The 16,638-nt window shown below is 66.1% G+C and carries 16 protein-coding genes and 1 other RNA gene; 12 read left to right on the forward strand and 5 right to left on the reverse strand.

The window, feature by feature from the left end; all coding sequences use genetic code 11:
- From atpA to MLE27_RS13725, 12 genes are all read left to right on the forward strand, one after another.
- Nucleotides 1–1,515 (forward strand): F0F1 ATP synthase subunit alpha, encoded by a 1,515-nt coding sequence (gene atpA / locus MLE27_RS13670; protein WP_243312646.1) that lies wholly within the window; start codon nucleotides 1–3, stop codon nucleotides 1,513–1,515.
- Between the two features lie 18 nt (nucleotides 1,516–1,533).
- A complete protein-coding gene (locus MLE27_RS13675) occupies nucleotides 1,534–2,412 on the forward strand; it encodes a F0F1 ATP synthase subunit gamma (protein WP_243312647.1) in 879 nt (292 codons plus the stop codon).
- Between the two features lie 16 nt (nucleotides 2,413–2,428).
- Complete coding sequence (gene atpD / locus MLE27_RS13680) at nucleotides 2,429–3,832, forward strand: F0F1 ATP synthase subunit beta (protein WP_243312648.1); 1,404 nt, start codon at nucleotides 2,429–2,431, stop codon at nucleotides 3,830–3,832.
- A gap of 6 nt (nucleotides 3,833–3,838) precedes the next feature.
- Nucleotides 3,839–4,267: a F0F1 ATP synthase subunit epsilon gene (locus MLE27_RS13685; protein WP_243312649.1), complete on the forward strand. Its 429-nt coding sequence runs from the start codon at nucleotides 3,839–3,841 to the stop codon at nucleotides 4,265–4,267.
- A gap of 163 nt (nucleotides 4,268–4,430) precedes the next feature.
- Nucleotides 4,431–5,792 (forward strand): bifunctional UDP-N-acetylglucosamine diphosphorylase/glucosamine-1-phosphate N-acetyltransferase GlmU, encoded by a 1,362-nt coding sequence (gene glmU, locus MLE27_RS13690; protein ID WP_243312650.1) that lies wholly within the window; start codon nucleotides 4,431–4,433, stop codon nucleotides 5,790–5,792.
- A 42-nt stretch (nucleotides 5,793–5,834) separates the two neighbouring features.
- The gene (locus MLE27_RS13695; protein WP_243312651.1) at nucleotides 5,835–6,044 is read left to right on the forward strand and encodes a cell division protein ZapB; all 210 of its coding nucleotides are present in this window, start codon (nucleotides 5,835–5,837) and stop codon (nucleotides 6,042–6,044) included.
- Between the two features lie 11 nt (nucleotides 6,045–6,055).
- Complete coding sequence (locus tag MLE27_RS13700; RefSeq protein ID WP_243312652.1) at nucleotides 6,056–6,337, forward strand: cell division protein ZapA; 282 nt, start codon at nucleotides 6,056–6,058, stop codon at nucleotides 6,335–6,337.
- Nucleotides 6,338–6,342: 5 nt separating this feature from the next.
- Nucleotides 6,343–6,523, forward strand: a non-coding RNA gene (ssrS, locus tag MLE27_RS13705) — 6S RNA.
- Nucleotides 6,524–6,689: 166 nt separating this feature from the next.
- Nucleotides 6,690–8,249, forward strand: a complete 1,560-nt coding sequence (gene rny, locus MLE27_RS13710; RefSeq protein ID WP_243312653.1) for a ribonuclease Y — start codon at nucleotides 6,690–6,692, stop codon at nucleotides 8,247–8,249.
- 113 nt (nucleotides 8,250–8,362) lie between these two features.
- Nucleotides 8,363–9,139 (forward strand): TIGR00282 family metallophosphoesterase, encoded by a 777-nt coding sequence (locus MLE27_RS13715; RefSeq protein ID WP_243312654.1) that lies wholly within the window; start codon nucleotides 8,363–8,365, stop codon nucleotides 9,137–9,139.
- 1 nt (nucleotide 9,140) lies between these two features.
- A complete protein-coding gene (tyrS, locus tag MLE27_RS13720; protein ID WP_243312655.1) occupies nucleotides 9,141–10,409 on the forward strand; it encodes a tyrosine--tRNA ligase in 1,269 nt (422 codons plus the stop codon).
- Nucleotides 10,410–10,413: 4 nt separating this feature from the next.
- Nucleotides 10,414–11,319: a 4-hydroxybenzoate octaprenyltransferase gene (locus MLE27_RS13725; RefSeq protein WP_243312656.1), complete on the forward strand. Its 906-nt coding sequence runs from the start codon at nucleotides 10,414–10,416 to the stop codon at nucleotides 11,317–11,319.
- Between the two features lie 282 nt (nucleotides 11,320–11,601).
- Here MLE27_RS13725 and MLE27_RS13730 read toward each other — a convergent pair whose 3' ends face one another.
- The 5 genes from MLE27_RS13730 to MLE27_RS13750 all read right to left on the reverse strand — a co-directional run bounded on the left by MLE27_RS13730 (nucleotide 11,602) and on the right by MLE27_RS13750 (nucleotide 16,599).
- Entirely contained in the window at nucleotides 11,602–11,937 is a 336-nt protein-coding gene (locus tag MLE27_RS13730; protein ID WP_243312657.1) for a hypothetical protein, read from the reverse strand.
- The gene (locus MLE27_RS13735) at nucleotides 11,934–12,230 is read right to left on the reverse strand and encodes a hypothetical protein (protein WP_243312658.1); all 297 of its coding nucleotides are present in this window, start codon (nucleotides 12,228–12,230) and stop codon (nucleotides 11,934–11,936) included. The genes MLE27_RS13730 and MLE27_RS13735 overlap by 4 nt, the downstream gene beginning before the upstream one ends.
- Before the next feature lie 72 nt (nucleotides 12,231–12,302).
- Nucleotides 12,303–14,090, reverse strand: a complete 1,788-nt coding sequence (locus MLE27_RS13740; RefSeq protein ID WP_243312659.1) for a methyl-accepting chemotaxis protein — start codon at nucleotides 14,088–14,090, stop codon at nucleotides 12,303–12,305.
- Between the two features lie 80 nt (nucleotides 14,091–14,170).
- On the reverse strand, nucleotides 14,171–15,298 hold the full coding sequence (locus tag MLE27_RS13745; RefSeq protein WP_243312660.1) for a glycosyltransferase family 4 protein: 1,128 nt from the start codon (nucleotides 15,296–15,298) through the stop codon (nucleotides 14,171–14,173).
- 203 nt (nucleotides 15,299–15,501) lie between these two features.
- Complete coding sequence (locus MLE27_RS13750) at nucleotides 15,502–16,599, reverse strand: glycosyltransferase (protein ID WP_243312661.1); 1,098 nt, start codon at nucleotides 16,597–16,599, stop codon at nucleotides 15,502–15,504.
- Between the last annotated feature and the right edge of the window lie 39 nt (nucleotides 16,600–16,638).

Consider the following 16,638-nt stretch of genomic DNA (forward strand, 5'->3'; position numbering starts at 1 on the left):
ATGCAGATCAAAGCCGAAGAGATCAGCAAAATCATCGAACAGCAGATTCAGAATTATGAATCTCGCGTGGAGATGAGCGAAACCGGCACCGTGCTCTCCGTGGGTGACGGCATCGCCCGCGTGTACGGCTGTCAGAGCGCGATGGCCATGGAGCTTCTGGAGTTCCCCGGAGGCATCATGGGTCTGGTGCTGAACCTGGAAGAGGACAACGTGGGCGTCGCCCTTCTCGGCGAAGACACCCACATCAAGGAAGGCGACCCGGTCAAGCGCACCGGCAAGATCTTCTCCGTGCCCGTCGGCGAGGCCGTGTCCGGCCGCGTCATCGACCCCCTGGGCAACCCCATCGACGGCCTGGGCCCCATCGCCTCCAAGGAGTACCGCGAGGTCGAAATCAAGGCCCCCGGCATCATCGGCCGCAAGTCGGTCCATGAGCCCATGGCCACCGGCATCAAGGCCATCGACGCCATGACGCCCATCGGCCGCGGCCAGCGCGAGCTGATCATCGGCGACCGTCAGGTCGGCAAGACCGCCGTCTGCCTGGACGCCATCCTCGCCCAGAAGGGCGGCGACGTGAAGTGCTTCTACGTGGCCATCGGCCAGAAGAAGTCCACCGTGGCCCTGGTGGTCGACACCCTGCGCAAGTACGGCGCCATGGAGTACACCACCGTCATCTCCGCCACGGCTTCCGAGCCCGCGCCCCTGCAGTTCATCGGCGCCTACGCCGGCTGCACCATGGCCGAGTACTACCGCGACTCCGGCAAGCACGCCCTCATCATCTATGATGACCTGTCCAAGCAGGCCGTGGCCTACCGCCAGATGTCCCTGCTGCTCCGCCGCCCGCCGGGCCGCGAAGCCTTCCCCGGCGACGTCTTCTACCTGCACTCCCGCCTGCTGGAGCGTGCGGCGAAGCTGTCCGACGATCGTGGCGCCGGCTCCCTGACCGCGCTGCCGATCATCGAGACCCAGGCTGGCGACGTGTCCGCGTACATCCCCACCAACGTGATCTCGATCACGGACGGCCAGGTGTACCTGGAGCCCAACCTGTTCAACGCCGGCATCCGCCCCGCGGTGAACGTCGGTCTGTCGGTCTCCCGCGTCGGCGGCGCCGCCCAGATCAAGGCCATGAAGCAGGTCGCCGGCACGCTGCGCCTCGACCTGGCCCAGTACCGCGAGCTGGCCGCCTTCGCGCAGTTCGGCTCCGACCTGGACAAGGCCACCCAGCAGAAGCTCAACCGCGGCATGCGCATGGTGGAGCTGCTCAAGCAGCCCCAGTACCAGCCCCTGCCGGTTGAAGAGCAGGTCTCGGTTATCTTCGCCGCCGGCCGCGGCTACCTCGACGATGTCGAAGTGGGCGCCGTTCGCAAGTTCGAGGAGCAGTTCCTCGACTACATGCGCAACTCCAAGGCTTCCATCCTCAAGGACATCCGCGAGAAGAAGGCCCTGGACGACAGCCTGACCGCCACCCTGGGCGCCGCCATTGACGAGTTCAAAAAGGGCTTCAGGGCCGAAGGCTAAGTCAGGGGAGCACAACACATGCCATCCCTGAAAGACGTCCAATTAAAGATCGCTGCGGTCAAGAAGACCAAGCAGATCACGAAGGCCATGAATATGGTGGCCTCGGCCAAACTGCGCAACTCCCAGGCGCGCATAGAACGCTTCCGCCCCTACGCGGACAAGTTCTACGAGATGCTCGGGAGCCTGGCGAGCGGGGCGGATTCGTCCGTGCACCCCTTGCTGGAGGTTCGCGAGGAGATCAAGACGACCCTGATCGTCTTGGTTACCTCCGACCGCGGTTTGTGCGGCTCCTTCAACGGCAGCCTGATCTCGATGTCCTTGAAGCTCGCCAAGGAGAAGGCCGCCCAGGGCAAGACGGTTAAGTTCGTCTGCATGGGCAAGAAAGGCCGTGACGCCGTGCGCAAGAGCCCCTACGAAATCGTGGCCGCCTTCGGCGACCAGATGGGCTCCTTCGATTACTCCGTGGCCCTGAAGCTGGGCATGGAGATCATCAGCGGCTACATCAAGGGCGACTTCGACGAGGTCGAGCTGGTCTTCGGCAAGTTCATCTCCATCCCCAGGCAGGAGCCCACGGCTCTGACGCTCCTGCCCATGGCCGCCGGCGACGAACCCGCCGCCGAATCGGCTGGGCCCAAGCAAGAGTACCTCTACGAACCTTCGGTGGAAGGCCTTCTGGCCGAATTGCTGCCCCGGTTCGTCAACGTCCAGATCTATCGCGGCATGCTCGACACCTCCGCGTCCGAACACGCGGCTCGTATGCGGGCAATGGATAACGCCACGAGGAACTGCGACGATATGGTGGGCACCCTGACACTGGTTTACAACAAGGCCCGGCAGGCGAGCATCACCAAAGAGTTGATGGACATCGTCGGCGGAACCGAAGCGCTCAAAGGATAAAGGGGGCGATACTATCATGAGCGGTGTCAAAGGCAAAATCGTGCAAGTCATCGGCGCGGTGGTTGACCTCGAATTTCCCGAGGGCCAGCTCCCCGCCATCATGAACGCCATTCATTTGGTGAATGAAAACAACATCAACGCGAAGGACCTCGTGCTCGAAGTCGCCCAGCACCTGGGCAACAACGTGGTCCGCACCATCGCCATGGACGCCACCGACGGTCTGGTGCGCGGCATGGTGGGCGAAGACACCGGCAAGCCCATTCAGGCTCCGGTCGGCCGCGCCCCCCTGGGCCGCATCATGAACGTCGTGGGCCTGCCCGTGGACGAAATGGGCCCCATCGAGGCCACCGAGTTCCTGCCCATCCACAGGACCGCCCCCGCGTTCGTCGAGCTCTCCACCAAGGTCGAAGTGCTCGAGACCGGCATCAAGGTCGTGGACCTGCTGATTCCCTTCCCCAAGGGCGGCAAGATGGGCCTCTTCGGCGGCGCCGGCGTCGGCAAGACCGTTATTCTCATGGAGATGATCAACAACATCGCGAAGCACCACGGCGGCCTGTCCGTGTTCGCGGGCGTTGGCGAGCGCACCCGTGAGGGCAACGACCTTTACCACGAGTTCAAGGAAGCCGGCATTCTGGACAAAGCCGCATTGGTTTACGGCCAGATGAACGAGCCCCCGGGCGCCCGCGCCCGCGTCGCGCTGACCGCCCTGACCGTCGCGGAATACTTCCGTGACGCCGAAGGCCAGGACGTGCTGCTCTTCGTCGACAACATCTTCCGTTTCACCCAGGCGAACTCGGAAGTTTCGGCTCTGCTCGGCCGCATGCCCTCCGCGGTGGGTTACCAGCCCACTCTCGGCACCGACCTTGGCGCCCTGCAGGAGCGCATCACCTCCACCACCAAGGGTTCCATCACCTCGGTGCAGGCCGTGTACGTCCCCGCGGACGACTTGACCGACCCCGCGCCGGCCACCACGTTCTCGCACCTGGACGGCACCCTGGTTCTCTCGCGCCAGATCGCGGAGCTGGGCATCTACCCCGCGGTGGACCCCCTCGACTCCACGTCCCGCATCCTGGACCCCCTGGTCCTGGGCAACGAGCACTACTTCACCGCCCGCGCGGTCCAGCAGATCCTCCAGAAGTACAAGGACCTGCAGGACATCATCGCGATCCTGGGCATGGACGAGCTCTCCGACGAAGACAAGCTGACCGTCAGCCGCGCTCGTAAGATCCAGCGCTTCCTGTCTCAGCCCTTCTTCGTCGCCGCCCAGTTCACCGGCAAGGAAGGCCGTTACGTGAAGCTCGAGGACACCATCCGCGGCTTCAAGGAGATCATCGAGGGCAAGCACGACGACCTCCCCGAAGGCGCCTTCTACATGGTCGGCACCATCGAGGAAGCCGCTTCCAAAGCCAAGGAGATCTAGTAAGCCATGGCCAAAGAACTCCGCCTTGAAATCGTCACGCCGGACCGCTTGGTCGTGTCCTCCGACGTCGAGTACGTCGGCGCTCCCGGTGTGCTCGGCGAGTTCGGCGTGCTGGCCGGCCACGTACCCTTCCTTTCCGCCCTGGGCATCGGCAACCTGCACTACAACGTAGACGGCAAGACCTTCTATGTCTTCGTTGCTGGCGGTTTCGCCGAGGTCAGCGGGAACAAGGTTACTGTCCTGGCCGAAGTGGCCGAAAAGGCCGAGGAGATCGACGTTGAACGCGCCCGCCGCGCTGAAGAGCGTGCGCGGACCCGCAAAGTCAAACAACAGGAAGCCATCGACGACGCCCGCGTCAACGCTGCTCTGCAGCGCGCGCTGGCGAGGATGAGCTGCCGCACCGCGGCCCAGACCGCGGGCACCTGCTCGCGCTAGCTTCCATGTCCCCCCGCCCGGCGACGGGTTGAGGGAACTGCAAGACGATGAAGGCAGGCTGGTTCTCCAGCCTGCCTTTTTCGTTGGCGGACTCTGGCCGGGCTTGAATCCTGGCACGGGCTGTGACACACCACGCCTACATCACGAGAACGCGAGGAACACGATGACCCCAACAGTTGGAGCCCTGGTGCTGGCCGCGGGAAAGGGCACCCGCATGTACTCGGAGGAGCCCAAGGTGTTGCGCACCCTGCTGGGCGAGCACATGCTGGGCTACGTCCTGGACAGCCTCAAGCCGGGTTTCGATGACCGAATTCACGTCGTGGTCGGCTTCCGCGCCGAATCGGTCCGCAAGGCTTTCCCACAGCTGGAGGGGCGCTTCGTGCTGCAGGAGCGGCAGCTCGGCACGGGCCACGCCCTGCAATGCGCCTGGAACGACATCACCGCCGCCGGGTATGAATACGTCCTGGTGGTCAACGGCGACGTGCCCCTTGCCACCAGCGAAGACCTGGACGGCTTCGTGGCCAGGGCCTGCGCCGACCAGGCCGACGTGGCCTTCCTGACCATCCAGCTCTCAGTCGCCGGGGCCTACGGGCGGGTGGTGCGTCACGCCTCCGGCCATGCGGCCATCGTTGAAGCCAAGGACTACGACGAGGCCGTGCACGGCCCCGCCACCGGGGAGATCAACGCGGGCGTCTACCTGCTGCGCGTGGCCACGGTTGAGCACGTGCTGTTCTCGCTCTCCAACGCCAACCGCAGCGGCGAATTCTACATCACCGACCTGGCCGAACTGGTGGCCAAGAACGGGGGCAAGGTCCAGGCCGTTTGCCGGGGCCGCGACGCCAATCTGCTGGGCATCAACAACGCCCGCGAGCTGATCGAGGCCGAGGAGGCCCTGCGCAGGCGCATCGTCGATAGCTGGCTGGACAGGGGCGTGGTCATCCGCCAGCCCGGCAGCGTGCGCATAGGCCCCCATGTGACCCTGGCCCCAGGCTGCGAGATCTGCGGGCCGTGCGACCTCCTGGGCGATACGGTTGTGCAGGCCGGGGCCGTGGTGGAGCCGCACTGCTTCGTGAAGAACAGCCGCGTCGGGCCTCGCTGCGTGCTGCGCGCCTTCTCCCACGCGGAATCCGCCCAGATGGACCAGGACAGCCAGGCCGGGCCGTACGCGCGCCTTCGCCCCGGGGCCGTGCTGCGCGAGGATTCGCGCGTGGGCAACTTCGTGGAGATGAAGAAGGCGGAGCTTGGCGCTGGAGCCAAGGCCAGCCACCTCACCTACCTGGGCGACGCCGAGATCGGCCCAGGGGTCAACGTGGGCGCTGGCACCATCACCTGCAACTACGACGGCAAGAACAAATTCAAGACCGTGGTCAAGGCGGGCGCATTCATCGGCAGCAACACCGCGCTGGTGGCCCCGGTGACTGTCGGCGAGAACGCCCTTGTGGGCGCGGGATCAGTGATTACTATGGATGTGCCGGACGGCGGGCTCGCGCTGGCGCGGGGCCGCCAGGTGAACAAGCAGCGTTAAGCCTGGCTTGATTTCGCCTGTCAAACCGGATAGGAGTCGGGCATGGACATCATCGACACCTTAGAAGAGCGCATCGCGCAACTGGTGAGCCGCCTCAAAGCTCTCGAAGAAGAAAACAGGGAGCTCAAGGCCGCGATGGAAAGGGATAATGCCTCGATGAAAGAGGCCCTGGACCAGGAACGCCAGAAGAAGGACGCGGTGTTGTCCCGGGTGGATCAGCTGCTCAGGAAGTTGCAAGAGGAGCCGATCTGAGTTGAAACCCGATGCCTAGTTACAGCAAGGTTGTCATTGGTCTTGAACTTTCCTTCAAGACCGACGCGGAGCCGGAACGCGTTGAACAAGCCAAGATGTTGGTTGAAGATCGCTTCAGGTTGCTCAATCCGGCCAATAAGAACCTGAGCAAGGAAAAACTGCTGACGTTTGTGGCCTTGGGCCTGGCGGACGATTTGATCATGGCCAACCAGAAGCTTGCAGAGATGGAAGAGAAGCTCGACAAGATTCTGAACAGGATAAAAGTGCCGGACCTGAAACAACCGGCTTCGTAATTGATATTTCCCTGGAGTGTGCGTGATCGTTGATGGGTTTTTGAGCCGATACTCACAAAACGGGTGACGCTCCGAGGCTGCCTGTGCGCAGACCCGCAACGCGGGGAGCCTGATGGCAGCGCAGTGTCGCCCACCTTGCTCAGCAAGGTTCATAACCCCTCTTCGACACGGCTCTCCGGGGCTTCGGCCACACCGCCGTTTCCGAACGGCGTATTCGTCCCCCCTCCGCCTCGCCCCTCCTCAGTAAACTGAGGTCCATAGCGTTCAGCGCACTCTCGCACCCCTGAGGGCGCGCCCGGTTTGGGCGCGCACTATCGGACCACGGTCCGTGACACAATAAAGGAGTCATTCTATGGACTTCAGCGTACTCCTCATCGGAGTGGGCGGTTTGGCCGCAGGTGCGGCAGGCGGTTGGCTGCTCAACCGCATGATCACCACGAAAACTTTCGCCGAGGCCAAAACCCTTGCCGAGCGCATCCTTGAGGAGGCCCGCAAGGAGGCCCAGGCGCACAAGAAGGAGATCATCCTCCAGACCCAGGACGATCTCTACAAGCAGAAGCTCGAGCACGAGCGCGAGGTGAAGGAGCGCGAAAGCCAGATCCTGCGCAAGGAGTCCTCCCTGCAGGAGAAGCTGGACAAGCTCGAATCCAAGCTTGAGAAGGCCACCCAGAAGGAGTCGGACCTGCTCTCCCAGGAGAAGCGCCTGACCCAGCAGGAGAAGACCCTGGAGGAGAAAGAGGCCCGCCTCGAAGAGGGCGTCCAGGAGCAGGAGCGCAAGCTCCAGGAAATTTCCGGCATGACCGCCGAGGAGGCCCGCAAGGTCCTCATGGCCGACATGGAAAGCCGCACCCGCCACGAGGCGGCTCGGATGATCCGCCAGATCGAGACCGAAGCCAAGGAAGAGGCCGGCAAGAAGAGCAAGGAGATCCTGGCTCTGGCCATCCAGCGCTACGCCGGCGACTATGTCTCGGAGCAGACCGTCACCGCCGTGGCCCTGCCCAGCGAGGAGATGAAGGGCCGCATCATCGGCCGCGAGGGCCGGAACATCCGCGCCCTCGAAGCCGCCACCGGGGTCGACCTCATCATCGACGACACCCCCGAGACGGTCATCCTCTCGGCCTTCTCCCCCATCCGCCGCCAGATCGCCAAGATGGCCCTGGAGCGCCTGATCACCGACGGGCGCATCCACCCCGCGCGCATCGAGGACATCGTCAAGAAGTGCGAGCAGGAGTTCGACGTCAAGCTGCGCGAGCTGGGCGAGCAGGCCACCTTCGACGTGGGCGTGCACGGCATCCACCCCGAGATCGTCAAGCTCCTGGGCCAGCTGCACTACCGCACCAGCTACTCCCAGAACGTGCTCCAGCACTCGCTGGAGGTGGCCTCCCTCTGCGGGATCATGGCCTCCGAGCTGGGCCTGGACGTCAAGAAGGCCAAGCGCGCCGGGCTGCTGCACGACATCGGCAAGGCCGTGGACCACGAGATCGAAGGCCCCCACGCCGTCATCGGCTACGACCTGGCCAAGAAGTTCGGCGAATCCAAGGACATCACCCACGCCATCCAGGCCCACCACGAGGACGTGCCCCCCAAGACGGTGTACGCCATCCTGGTGCAGGCCTCGGACAGCCTCTCCGGCGCCCGCCCCGGCGCGCGCAAGGAGCTGCTCTCCAGCTACGTGAAGCGCCTGGAGGACCTGGAGAACATCGCCACCGACTTCGAGGGCGTCTCCAAGGCCTACGCCATCCAGGCCGGCCGCGAGATCCGCGTGGTGGTGGACTCCGACGCCGTGGACGACGACAAGACGCACCTGATCTGCAAGGACATCGCCAAGAAGATCGAGGACAACCTGACCTACCCGGGCCAGATCCGCGTCACGGTCATCCGCGAGCGCCGCGCGGTGGGCTTCGCGAAATAGCCTCTCATCAAGGGACGCGCCCGGAGCCGTTACGGCTCCGGGCGCCTTGTTTACGCCCGCGCGGGGCCATGCCCCCCCGGGCCCCCCGGCCACCATCAACCGCACCCGGACCAATGAAGCTGCTCTTCCTCGGCGACATCGTCGGCCGCTCCGGGCGCAAGGCCCTGTCCGACAGCGCGGCGCGCCTGCGCCGCACCCTGGAGCTGGACGCGCTTCTGGCCAACGCCGAGAACGCCTCCGGGGGCATCGGCCTCAATTCCAAGGCCGCCAAAGAGCTGCTCGCTCTGCCCGTGGAGGCCCTCACCAGCGGCAACCACATCTGGAAGCACAAGGACATCTACAACTTTTTCGGCGAGACCGATCGCCTGCTGCGCCCGGCCAACTACCCGGAAGGCGCTCCCGGCAACGGCCTGGGCGTATTTCACACGGCCTCGGGCGTGCCCTTCGCGGTGCTCAACCTGCTGGGCCGCACCTACATGGAGGCCGTGGACTGCCCCTTCGCCCGCGCCGAGGCCCTGCTGGCGACCCTGCCGCAGGACGTGAAGGTGCGCGTTGTGGACTTCCACGCCGAGGCCACCTCCGAAAAGAAGGCCATGGGCTACCATCTGGACGGTCGCGTCAGCGCCGTGCTCGGCACCCACACCCACGTGCAGACCAACGACCCGCGCGTCCTCCCCGGGGGCACGGCCTACTTGACCGACGTGGGCATGTGCGGGCCCATGGACTCCATCATCGGCATGGAGGCGCGTGGCATCGTGGGCCGCTTCATGAACCGCCTGCCCGTGCGCTTCGAGGTGGCCAAGGGCCCCGCACGCCTGGAAGGCGCACTCTGCGACATCGATCACACCACGGGCCGCGCCCTTTCCGTGCGGCCCTGGCAAGGAGAATAGCGTGAACATTTTCGACGATCTGTCCTGGCGCGGCCTCGTGCACCAGACCTCCGGCGCGGACGAGCTGCGCGAGCACCTTTCCGCCCCCGGGCGCTCCATGTACTGCGGGTTCGACCCCACGGCCAGCAGCCTGCACATCGGCAACATGGTGCCCCTGCTGGCGCTGATGCGCTTCGGGCTGGCCGGGCACAAGCCCATCGCCCTGCTTGGCGGCGCCACGGGCCTCATCGGCGATCCCAGCGGCAAGGACAAGGAGCGCCAGCTCACCTCGGCCGATCAGGTGGCGGCCCAGGCCGAGCGCATCAAGGCCCAGATCCTGAAGCTGTTCGAGGACAACAACGCCTCCATCGACGTGGTCAACAACCTGGACTGGACCAGCAAGCTCTCCGCCATCGACCTGCTGCGCGACGTGGGCAAGCACTTCACGGTCAACTACATGCTGGCCAAGGACTCGGTGAAGGGCCGCATCGACCGCGAGGAGTCCGGCATCTCCTACACCGAATTCAGCTACATGATCCTGCAGGCCTACGACTTCTACCACCTGCGCCAGGCCAGCGGCACCACCCTGCAGATCGGCGGCGGCGACCAGTTCGGCAACATCACCGCCGGGCTCGAGCTCATCCGGCGCAAGGGCGGGCAGGACGCCTACGCCATGACCTTCCCGCTCATCACCACGGCCTCCGGGGCCAAGTTCGGCAAGAGCGAGAAGGGGGCCATCTACCTCGACCCCGGCATGACCAGCCCCTACGCCTTCTTCCAGTACTGGATGAACGCCGACGACCGCGACGTTGTGCCCTACCTCAAGTATTTCACCTTCCTCCCCCGGGAGGAGATCGAGGCCCTGGCCCAGGCCGTGGCCGAGCGCCCGCACCTGCGCGAGGCCCAGCGCACCCTGGCCCACGTGATGACCACCATGGTCCACGGCAAGGACGAGGCCGACAGCGTGGTCAAGACCAGCGAATTCCTCTTCGGCAAGGGCGGCCTGGAGGGCGTGGCCCTGGGCACGCTCAAGGCCGCGCTGGAGTCCGCCCCGGGCAAGGCCTACGCCTCCAAGGAGGCCATCCCCGACCTGGTGACCCTGCTCACGGAGCTTGGGCTGTGCGCCTCCAAGTCCCAGGCCAGGAAGGATCTCGCCGCCGGGGCCGTGTACGTGGGCAACGCCAAGGTGGCCGAGGGCTACGCCTTCCCCGCCGAGGACTTCATCGGCGGCGAACTGCTGCTGGTGCGCAAGGGCAAGAAGAACTACGGCGTCGTGCGCCTGGGCGAGTAGGCCGATGACCGCGCTCAAACGCTTCGCCGCCGCGCTGCCCGGCCTGGACACGGTGCTCGCCCGGGCCAAGGTCTACGCCGGGCTGGTCAAGATCGAGCACTCGGTGTTCGCGCTGCCCTTCGCCTACGTGGGCCTGTTCCTGGCCAAGCGCGGCTGGCCGGGCCTCAAGCCCTTCCTGCTGCTCACCGTGGCCATGGTGGCGGTGCGCTCCTGGGCCATGGGCGTGAACCGCCTGCTGGACCTGCGCTACGACCGCCACAACCCCCGCACCCAGGGGCGCGAGCTGGTGCGCGGGGCGCTTGGCGTCACCGAGGGCTGGGCGTTCGTGTGCGCCTGCGCGGCCGTGTTCGTGGCCGCCTGCTGGGGCATGAACCCCCTGTGCCTGGCCCTGGCCCCGTTTGCGCTGATCTGGTCGGGGTTCTACAGCTTCACCAAGCGCTTCACCTGGATGTGCCACCTGGTGCTGGGCTCCGTGCTGGGCCTGGCACCCATGGCCGGGTGGCTGGCCGTGACCCCGCAGTTCAGCCTGCCCATGGCCCTGTTCGGGCTGGGCGTGAGCTGCTGGGTGGCCGGGTTCGACGTGCTCTATTCCTGCCAGGATGTGGATTTCGACCGCAAGCACGGCCTGTGGTCCATGCCCGCCCGCTTCGGCGTGGGCAACGCCCTGAGCATGGCCGGGCTGCTGCACGGCAACGCGGTGCTGCTCTTCGCCCTGGCGGGCTGGGGCGCGGCCCTGGGCTGGGGCTACTTCGGGTTCCTGCTGGCCACGGGCGCGCTGCTCTGGGTGGAGCACAGGCTCATCTCGGAGAACGACCTGAGCCGCATCGACATGGCCTTCTTCACCATCAACGGCGTGGTGGCCGCCTCGCTGTTCGTGGGGGTGCTGGTGGACCTGTTTGTGCTGGGCTAGCCCGCCGAACGCAAGGCTGTCGGGCACGACGCGAAGCGGAATGGGATCGCAAAGAGAGGAACTCCCTTTGCCCGCCGGAGGCGATCTCTTCCGTTTCCGATTGATGGTGTGCTGAGGCCTCCGGCGGCCAAAGGGCCTTCGGCCCTCTGGACTCCCTTCCGGCTTCGCGTTCAGATCGGGAATTATTTGGGGCGCGAGCGTCGAGGCGTGCGCGAAAAATTGAAGGCGGGGGAGGCTGATGCAGCCTCCCCCGCCTGAATTATTCGAGGCCGGGGCGAAGGGCTAACGGTTCCCCTCGTTCTTGGTGTGCTCCAAAATGTCGTCGTAGCGGTGGGATTTGCCTTCGTGCGCGCCGGGGCGCAGGTCGTAGCGGGTGAGCACCCCGTGCTCGTCGTCGAAGTGGTCCAGGTGCCCGGAGTCGCCGGGGCGCATGAGCTGCGCCGCGAGCTCCAGGAAGGGCTCCACGTCGATGTAGAAGCCCTGGAACTCGATCTCCAGGGTGTGGCCGTCCACGCTGGCGGCGTCGTCGGGCAGCGTTGCCGCGAGACGCACGACGCCGTCGGGCTCGCCGAGGCGTACCTGGCCGAATACCCGGACGTCGGGCCGGTTCAGGCTCAATGCGAGGTACCGGGCGAGGCGGCGGAGAGTCCCGGCCCTTCGTCCGTGATGAGCCGCTTGGCCACGTCCAGGTCGTAGAGCAGCATGGGGTCCGCGTTGCGGCCGCGGCGCTTGTACTCCTCGGCGGCCAGCTCGATCTCCTCGTAGGGGATCCAGCCGTGGCGCTCCCAGACTTCGGGGTAGTCGGCGTTGTACATGCGGAACTCCACGGAGCCGAAGCTCTCGCGGACGTACATGTGGATGCGGTGGTTCTGCGGGGCCGGATAGTAGAAGATGCCGCGTTCGTCTTTCATGGGCCGTTCCATAAAAGCAAAGGCGGCCCGGACGCAAGCCCGGGCCGCCGTGTTTTTCGCGTTGACGCGCGCCTAGTGCTGGATGGCGTCGATGAGCTTCTGGAGCTTCTGGGCCAGCACCGCCAGGTCGGCCACGGCCCGGGCCGAGTGGCCCATGCCGTCCGTGGTCTCGGAGGTGACGCGGCGAATGTCGTCCACGGCGCGGTTGATCTCCTCGCTGGCGGCGGACTGCTCCTCGGCGGCGGTGGCGATGGAGCGCACCTGGTCCGAGGTGTGGTTGACCAGCTCCACGATGTGGCGCAGGGCCTCGCCGGACTGCTTGGCCAGGCCGGTGGCCAGGTCGATGGACTCGCCGGCCGCCTCCACGCTCTTGATGTTCTCTCTCGCCCCGGTCTGGATGGCTCCGATGACCTCGCCCACCTCCTTGGTGGCGTTCATGGTCTTCTCGGCCAGCTTGCGCACTTCGTCGGCCACGACCGCGAAGCCGCGCCCCGCGTCGCCCGCGCGGGCGGCCTCGATGGCGGCGTTGAGGGCCAGGAGGTTGGTCTGGTCTGCGATGTCGGAGATCACGTCCAGGATGCGGCTGATGTCCTCGGTCTGCTTGCCCAGGGCGGCCATCTGCTGCTTGAGCTTCTGGGCGTTGTCGCTGACCTCCTGGAAGGAGGACATGGACTTGGCCACGATGGCCTCGCCGCTGCGGGCCTCGGTGCGGGCCTGCTCGGCGGCCTCGGCCGCGGCGGAGGAGTTGCGGGCCACCTCCAGCACGGTGGCGTTCATCTCCTCCATGGAGGTGGCGGTCTCCTCGGTGCGCTGGTTCTGGATCTCCGCGCCCTTGTTGACCTCCTCCACCTGGGCGGAGAGCGCCTCGGAGGCCAGGGCCACCTGCCGGGCGATCTCGGAGGATTCCTGGGCCACGGTGGACATGGTGGCGAGCAGCCCGGTGACCTTGGCCTCCTGGGCCTGGGCCTCCTGCATGGCCTGCTCGGCGTTCTTCTTCTGCCGCTCCGCTTCGGCGGTCTTGTTCACGGCCTCGTCCATCTTCTCGTGCAGCCGGCCCACCATGGAGGAGAGGGCGTTCTTGAGGGTGAGCAGTTCGGCGGTGAACGCGCCCTTGGGCTGCGCGTTCAGGTCGCCCCCGGCCACGGTCTCGGCGAACTCCTGGATGTGCGTCAGGGGGCGTAGGATGCCGCTGCTCACCAGCCACCAGGCCACGGCCACCACGGCGCCAAGCAGCAGCAGGGTGATGACGCCGGTGTACACGGCCGCCTGCATGGTCTGCTTGTGGCTGCGTTCCAGGGAGGAGATGATCTCGAACGCGCCGTGAACCTCGCCGGCCTTCCAGCCTTCCTTCACGCCGCCCAGGGGGTCCTTCTCGCCCTTGGTGTCGCCGTGGCAGTAGAGGCACTCCTGGGTCAGGCGAATGGGCCGGAAGTAGCGGATCTTGTCGGGCTCCCTGACCACATATTCATCAAGTTTCCTGGATTCGAGCTCGGCCAGGATCTTGCGCTCCTGCTCGGTGGGCTCGTTCCTGGGGTTGCGCGGAGAGACTTTTGGCACCCGGAACTGGTAGCCCAGCTTGGAGGCGTTCTCCTGCGCCATGGTGATGGCCGTTATGACGGGCACGGCTTCGAGCAAACGATCTTTGGGAAGCTGATCCAGAGGCATTATAATTCCGCGCTCAAGTTTGCGCGACATCTCCGTGCGCCCGGCCTCGGCCATATAGACTATGCCTCGTGCCTCCTGCAGGATGGCCTGTTCGGACGACTCGGAGATGGAGAGCATCTCCTGGACGAACATGGCGGCTGCGAGGACCAGGGGGCCGACAATGGCCGTGAGCAGGATTTTCCACTTGATGCTCATGAATAACACTCCGTGTGAAGAGAGTTCATACCCTGAATACGGCCGGGTTGAAAAAATGGTGAGAGAAAAAGAAGGGTTCGTCAAGTTGCCGATTTGAAATATGCGGCCACGGCGGCATCGGCGGAGTCACCCCAGCGGAACTGCGCGGCCTGCTCCAGCCCGCGCAGGCGCATCGCTTCGCAGAGCTCGCGTTCGTGGGCGAGGCGCCGCATGGCCTGGGCCATTTCGCCGGGGTCGGAGGGGTTTTTCAGGTACAGGCAGGCCTCGCCGCCCACCTCGGGCAGGCTGGCGGCGTCGGCGGTTATCACGGGGCAGCCGCAGGCCATGGCCTCAAGCACGGGCAGGCCGAAGCCCTCGTACATGCTGGGGTACACCAGGGCCAGCGCGTCGGAGTAGAGCCCGGGCAGGGCCTCGTCCGGCACGTAGCCCAGTTCGATCACCCGGCCGCGCCCGGCGGCGTCGGACGCCCAGCCGCTCCAGCCGGCCAGCACCAGGGGGATGTCCAGGCCGCTTTGCGCCAGGGCCTTGGGGATCACCTGCGGGTTCTTGCGCGGATCGTTGGTGCCCAGGAAGAAGAAGTACCTCTCGCCCGGGGCCAGGCCGGGAACGCTTGATTCGCCGGAGCGGGGGCGGAAGAACTCCGGGTCTACGGCGTTGTAGGTGATGTCCACCATGTCCTCCGGGATGCCCAGCACATCGCGCATCTCGCGCCGGGTGAAGCGGGACACGGCCAGATAGCGGGAGACGCGCATCAGGCGGCGGCGGAAGAACAGGTTGGAGAACAGCACGCGCTCCCGGGGGTGGTGCTGCGGGTAGCGGATGAGGGAGAGGTCGTGCACGGTGAACACGGTCTTCACCCCACGGGGGGCCAGGAAGGGGAAGAAGGCGGCCTCGTGGTAGACGTCGAAGCCCTTGGCCGCGTTGTAGAAGGCCCATTCGCGCCGGGCGTGCACGGCCAGGCGCGCGGCCAGGGCGGCGGCCGGGGGCAGGCTCCACAGGAGTTTCGTCAGACGGGAGCGCCCGGCCACGCTGGCCGCCGGGGCGGGCATGGAGGGCAGCACGCGCCGCCCGTCGAAATAGGAGAGAGAGACCTCGGAGCCGTGGCGGCTCTCGATGTGCGCGCAGAGGCAGCGCAGGTAGCGCCCGATGCCGGTGTTGACCCCGGTCAGGGGCACCGCGTTGACGATGACTTTGAGCTTGCGGGCCACGGGGGCTCCTTGATGGTGCTTGATGCGGCCGGAGGCTCTCCCGTTTGTCCCGGCTCCAGCCGTGGCCTCCGCGCCGCCGAAACGCCGCTGTATTTGAAGAACATCGCCGCTTCGGCGGCGCGGAGGCCACGGCTGGACCCAGCGCGGTTCACCGCGTCTGAAACGGGGCAAACATACAAGGCTTCATCCGGCAAATATCCCTGTCAGCGCGTGACGTCCGCGATCACCGTGGCCATCTTCTCCCGGAAGGCGGCCTCGTCGAACAGCTTCGCGCGCTCCTCGCAGGCCTGGCGCATGGAGAGGGCCAGCTCCGGGGTCATCTGGGCCACGGCCCGGGCAACGTCTTCCGCGCTGGGGTTGGCCCGCAGCAGGATGCCGGTGCGGCCTTCCCGCACGGTCTCCAGCAGGCCGCCCTCGGCCACGCCGATCACGGGCTTGCCCGCGGCCATGGACTCCACCGGGGAGATGCCGAAGTCCTCGTCGCGGGGGATGTAGATGGTGGCAAGACAGGTCCCGGTCAGGCGGCGCAGCTCCGCGGGGCTGACCCAGCCGCGCACCTCGATGTTTACGGCCTCGGCGCACATGGCCCGCACCTTCTCCAGTTCGCTGCCGCCCGAGACGATGACGAGGCGCTTCTCCGGCATGCCGAGGAAGGCCTCGGCGATGACCTCCACCCGCTTGAGCCGGTCCACCCGGGCGGTGGAGAGGTAGAAATCCTCCTGGGCGATCCAGGGGAAGTCGGCCGTGCGCACCGGCGGCGGCACCACCACGGAGTCCAACTGGAGGAAGCTCCCCAGCCGGTGGGCCACGTTCTGGGAGTTGGCCACGATCACGTCCATGGCCCGGGCGGCCTTGGCGTAGGCCCGCTCGAAGGCCCAGAGGAAGGCCGCGTAGGCCTGGCGCTTGAGCGGCTGCTTGCCGCGCAGGTAGAAGTCGCGCTGGTCGTAGAGGATGCGCGGGGGCGTGTGGCAGTAGAGGATCTTCTTGCCCGCGATGCGCTTGTACGCCAGCGGGGCCAGGGAGCCGCTGAACAGGGAGTAGGGCGGCGCGCTGGCGGGAAATTCGGCGAAGGTGCGCCAGAAGCACGCCGTCTCGGACCAGCGGGCCAGGTCGGGAAAGCGTTCCCGGGCGCGCATGTCCATGGGCGGGCGGTCCTTGAAGAAGCCCTCGGGGAAGGCCTGGGCGTTGAACTGCGCGGTCCAGAGGATGCCGCCGGTCAGTTCGGCCAGGCACTGGGCGACCTTCTCCCCCCCGCCGGGGAAGGCGAAGGCGTCGTGCAAAATGAGGGGGCTGTGGCGCATTGGCGTTCGCGTTTTTTTGGGATAGAAGCGGCTGGCTGT

The sequence above is a fragment of the Fundidesulfovibrio agrisoli genome, assembly GCF_022808715.1.
Lineage (GTDB): Bacteria > Desulfobacterota > Desulfovibrionia > Desulfovibrionales > Desulfovibrionaceae > Fundidesulfovibrio > Fundidesulfovibrio agrisoli.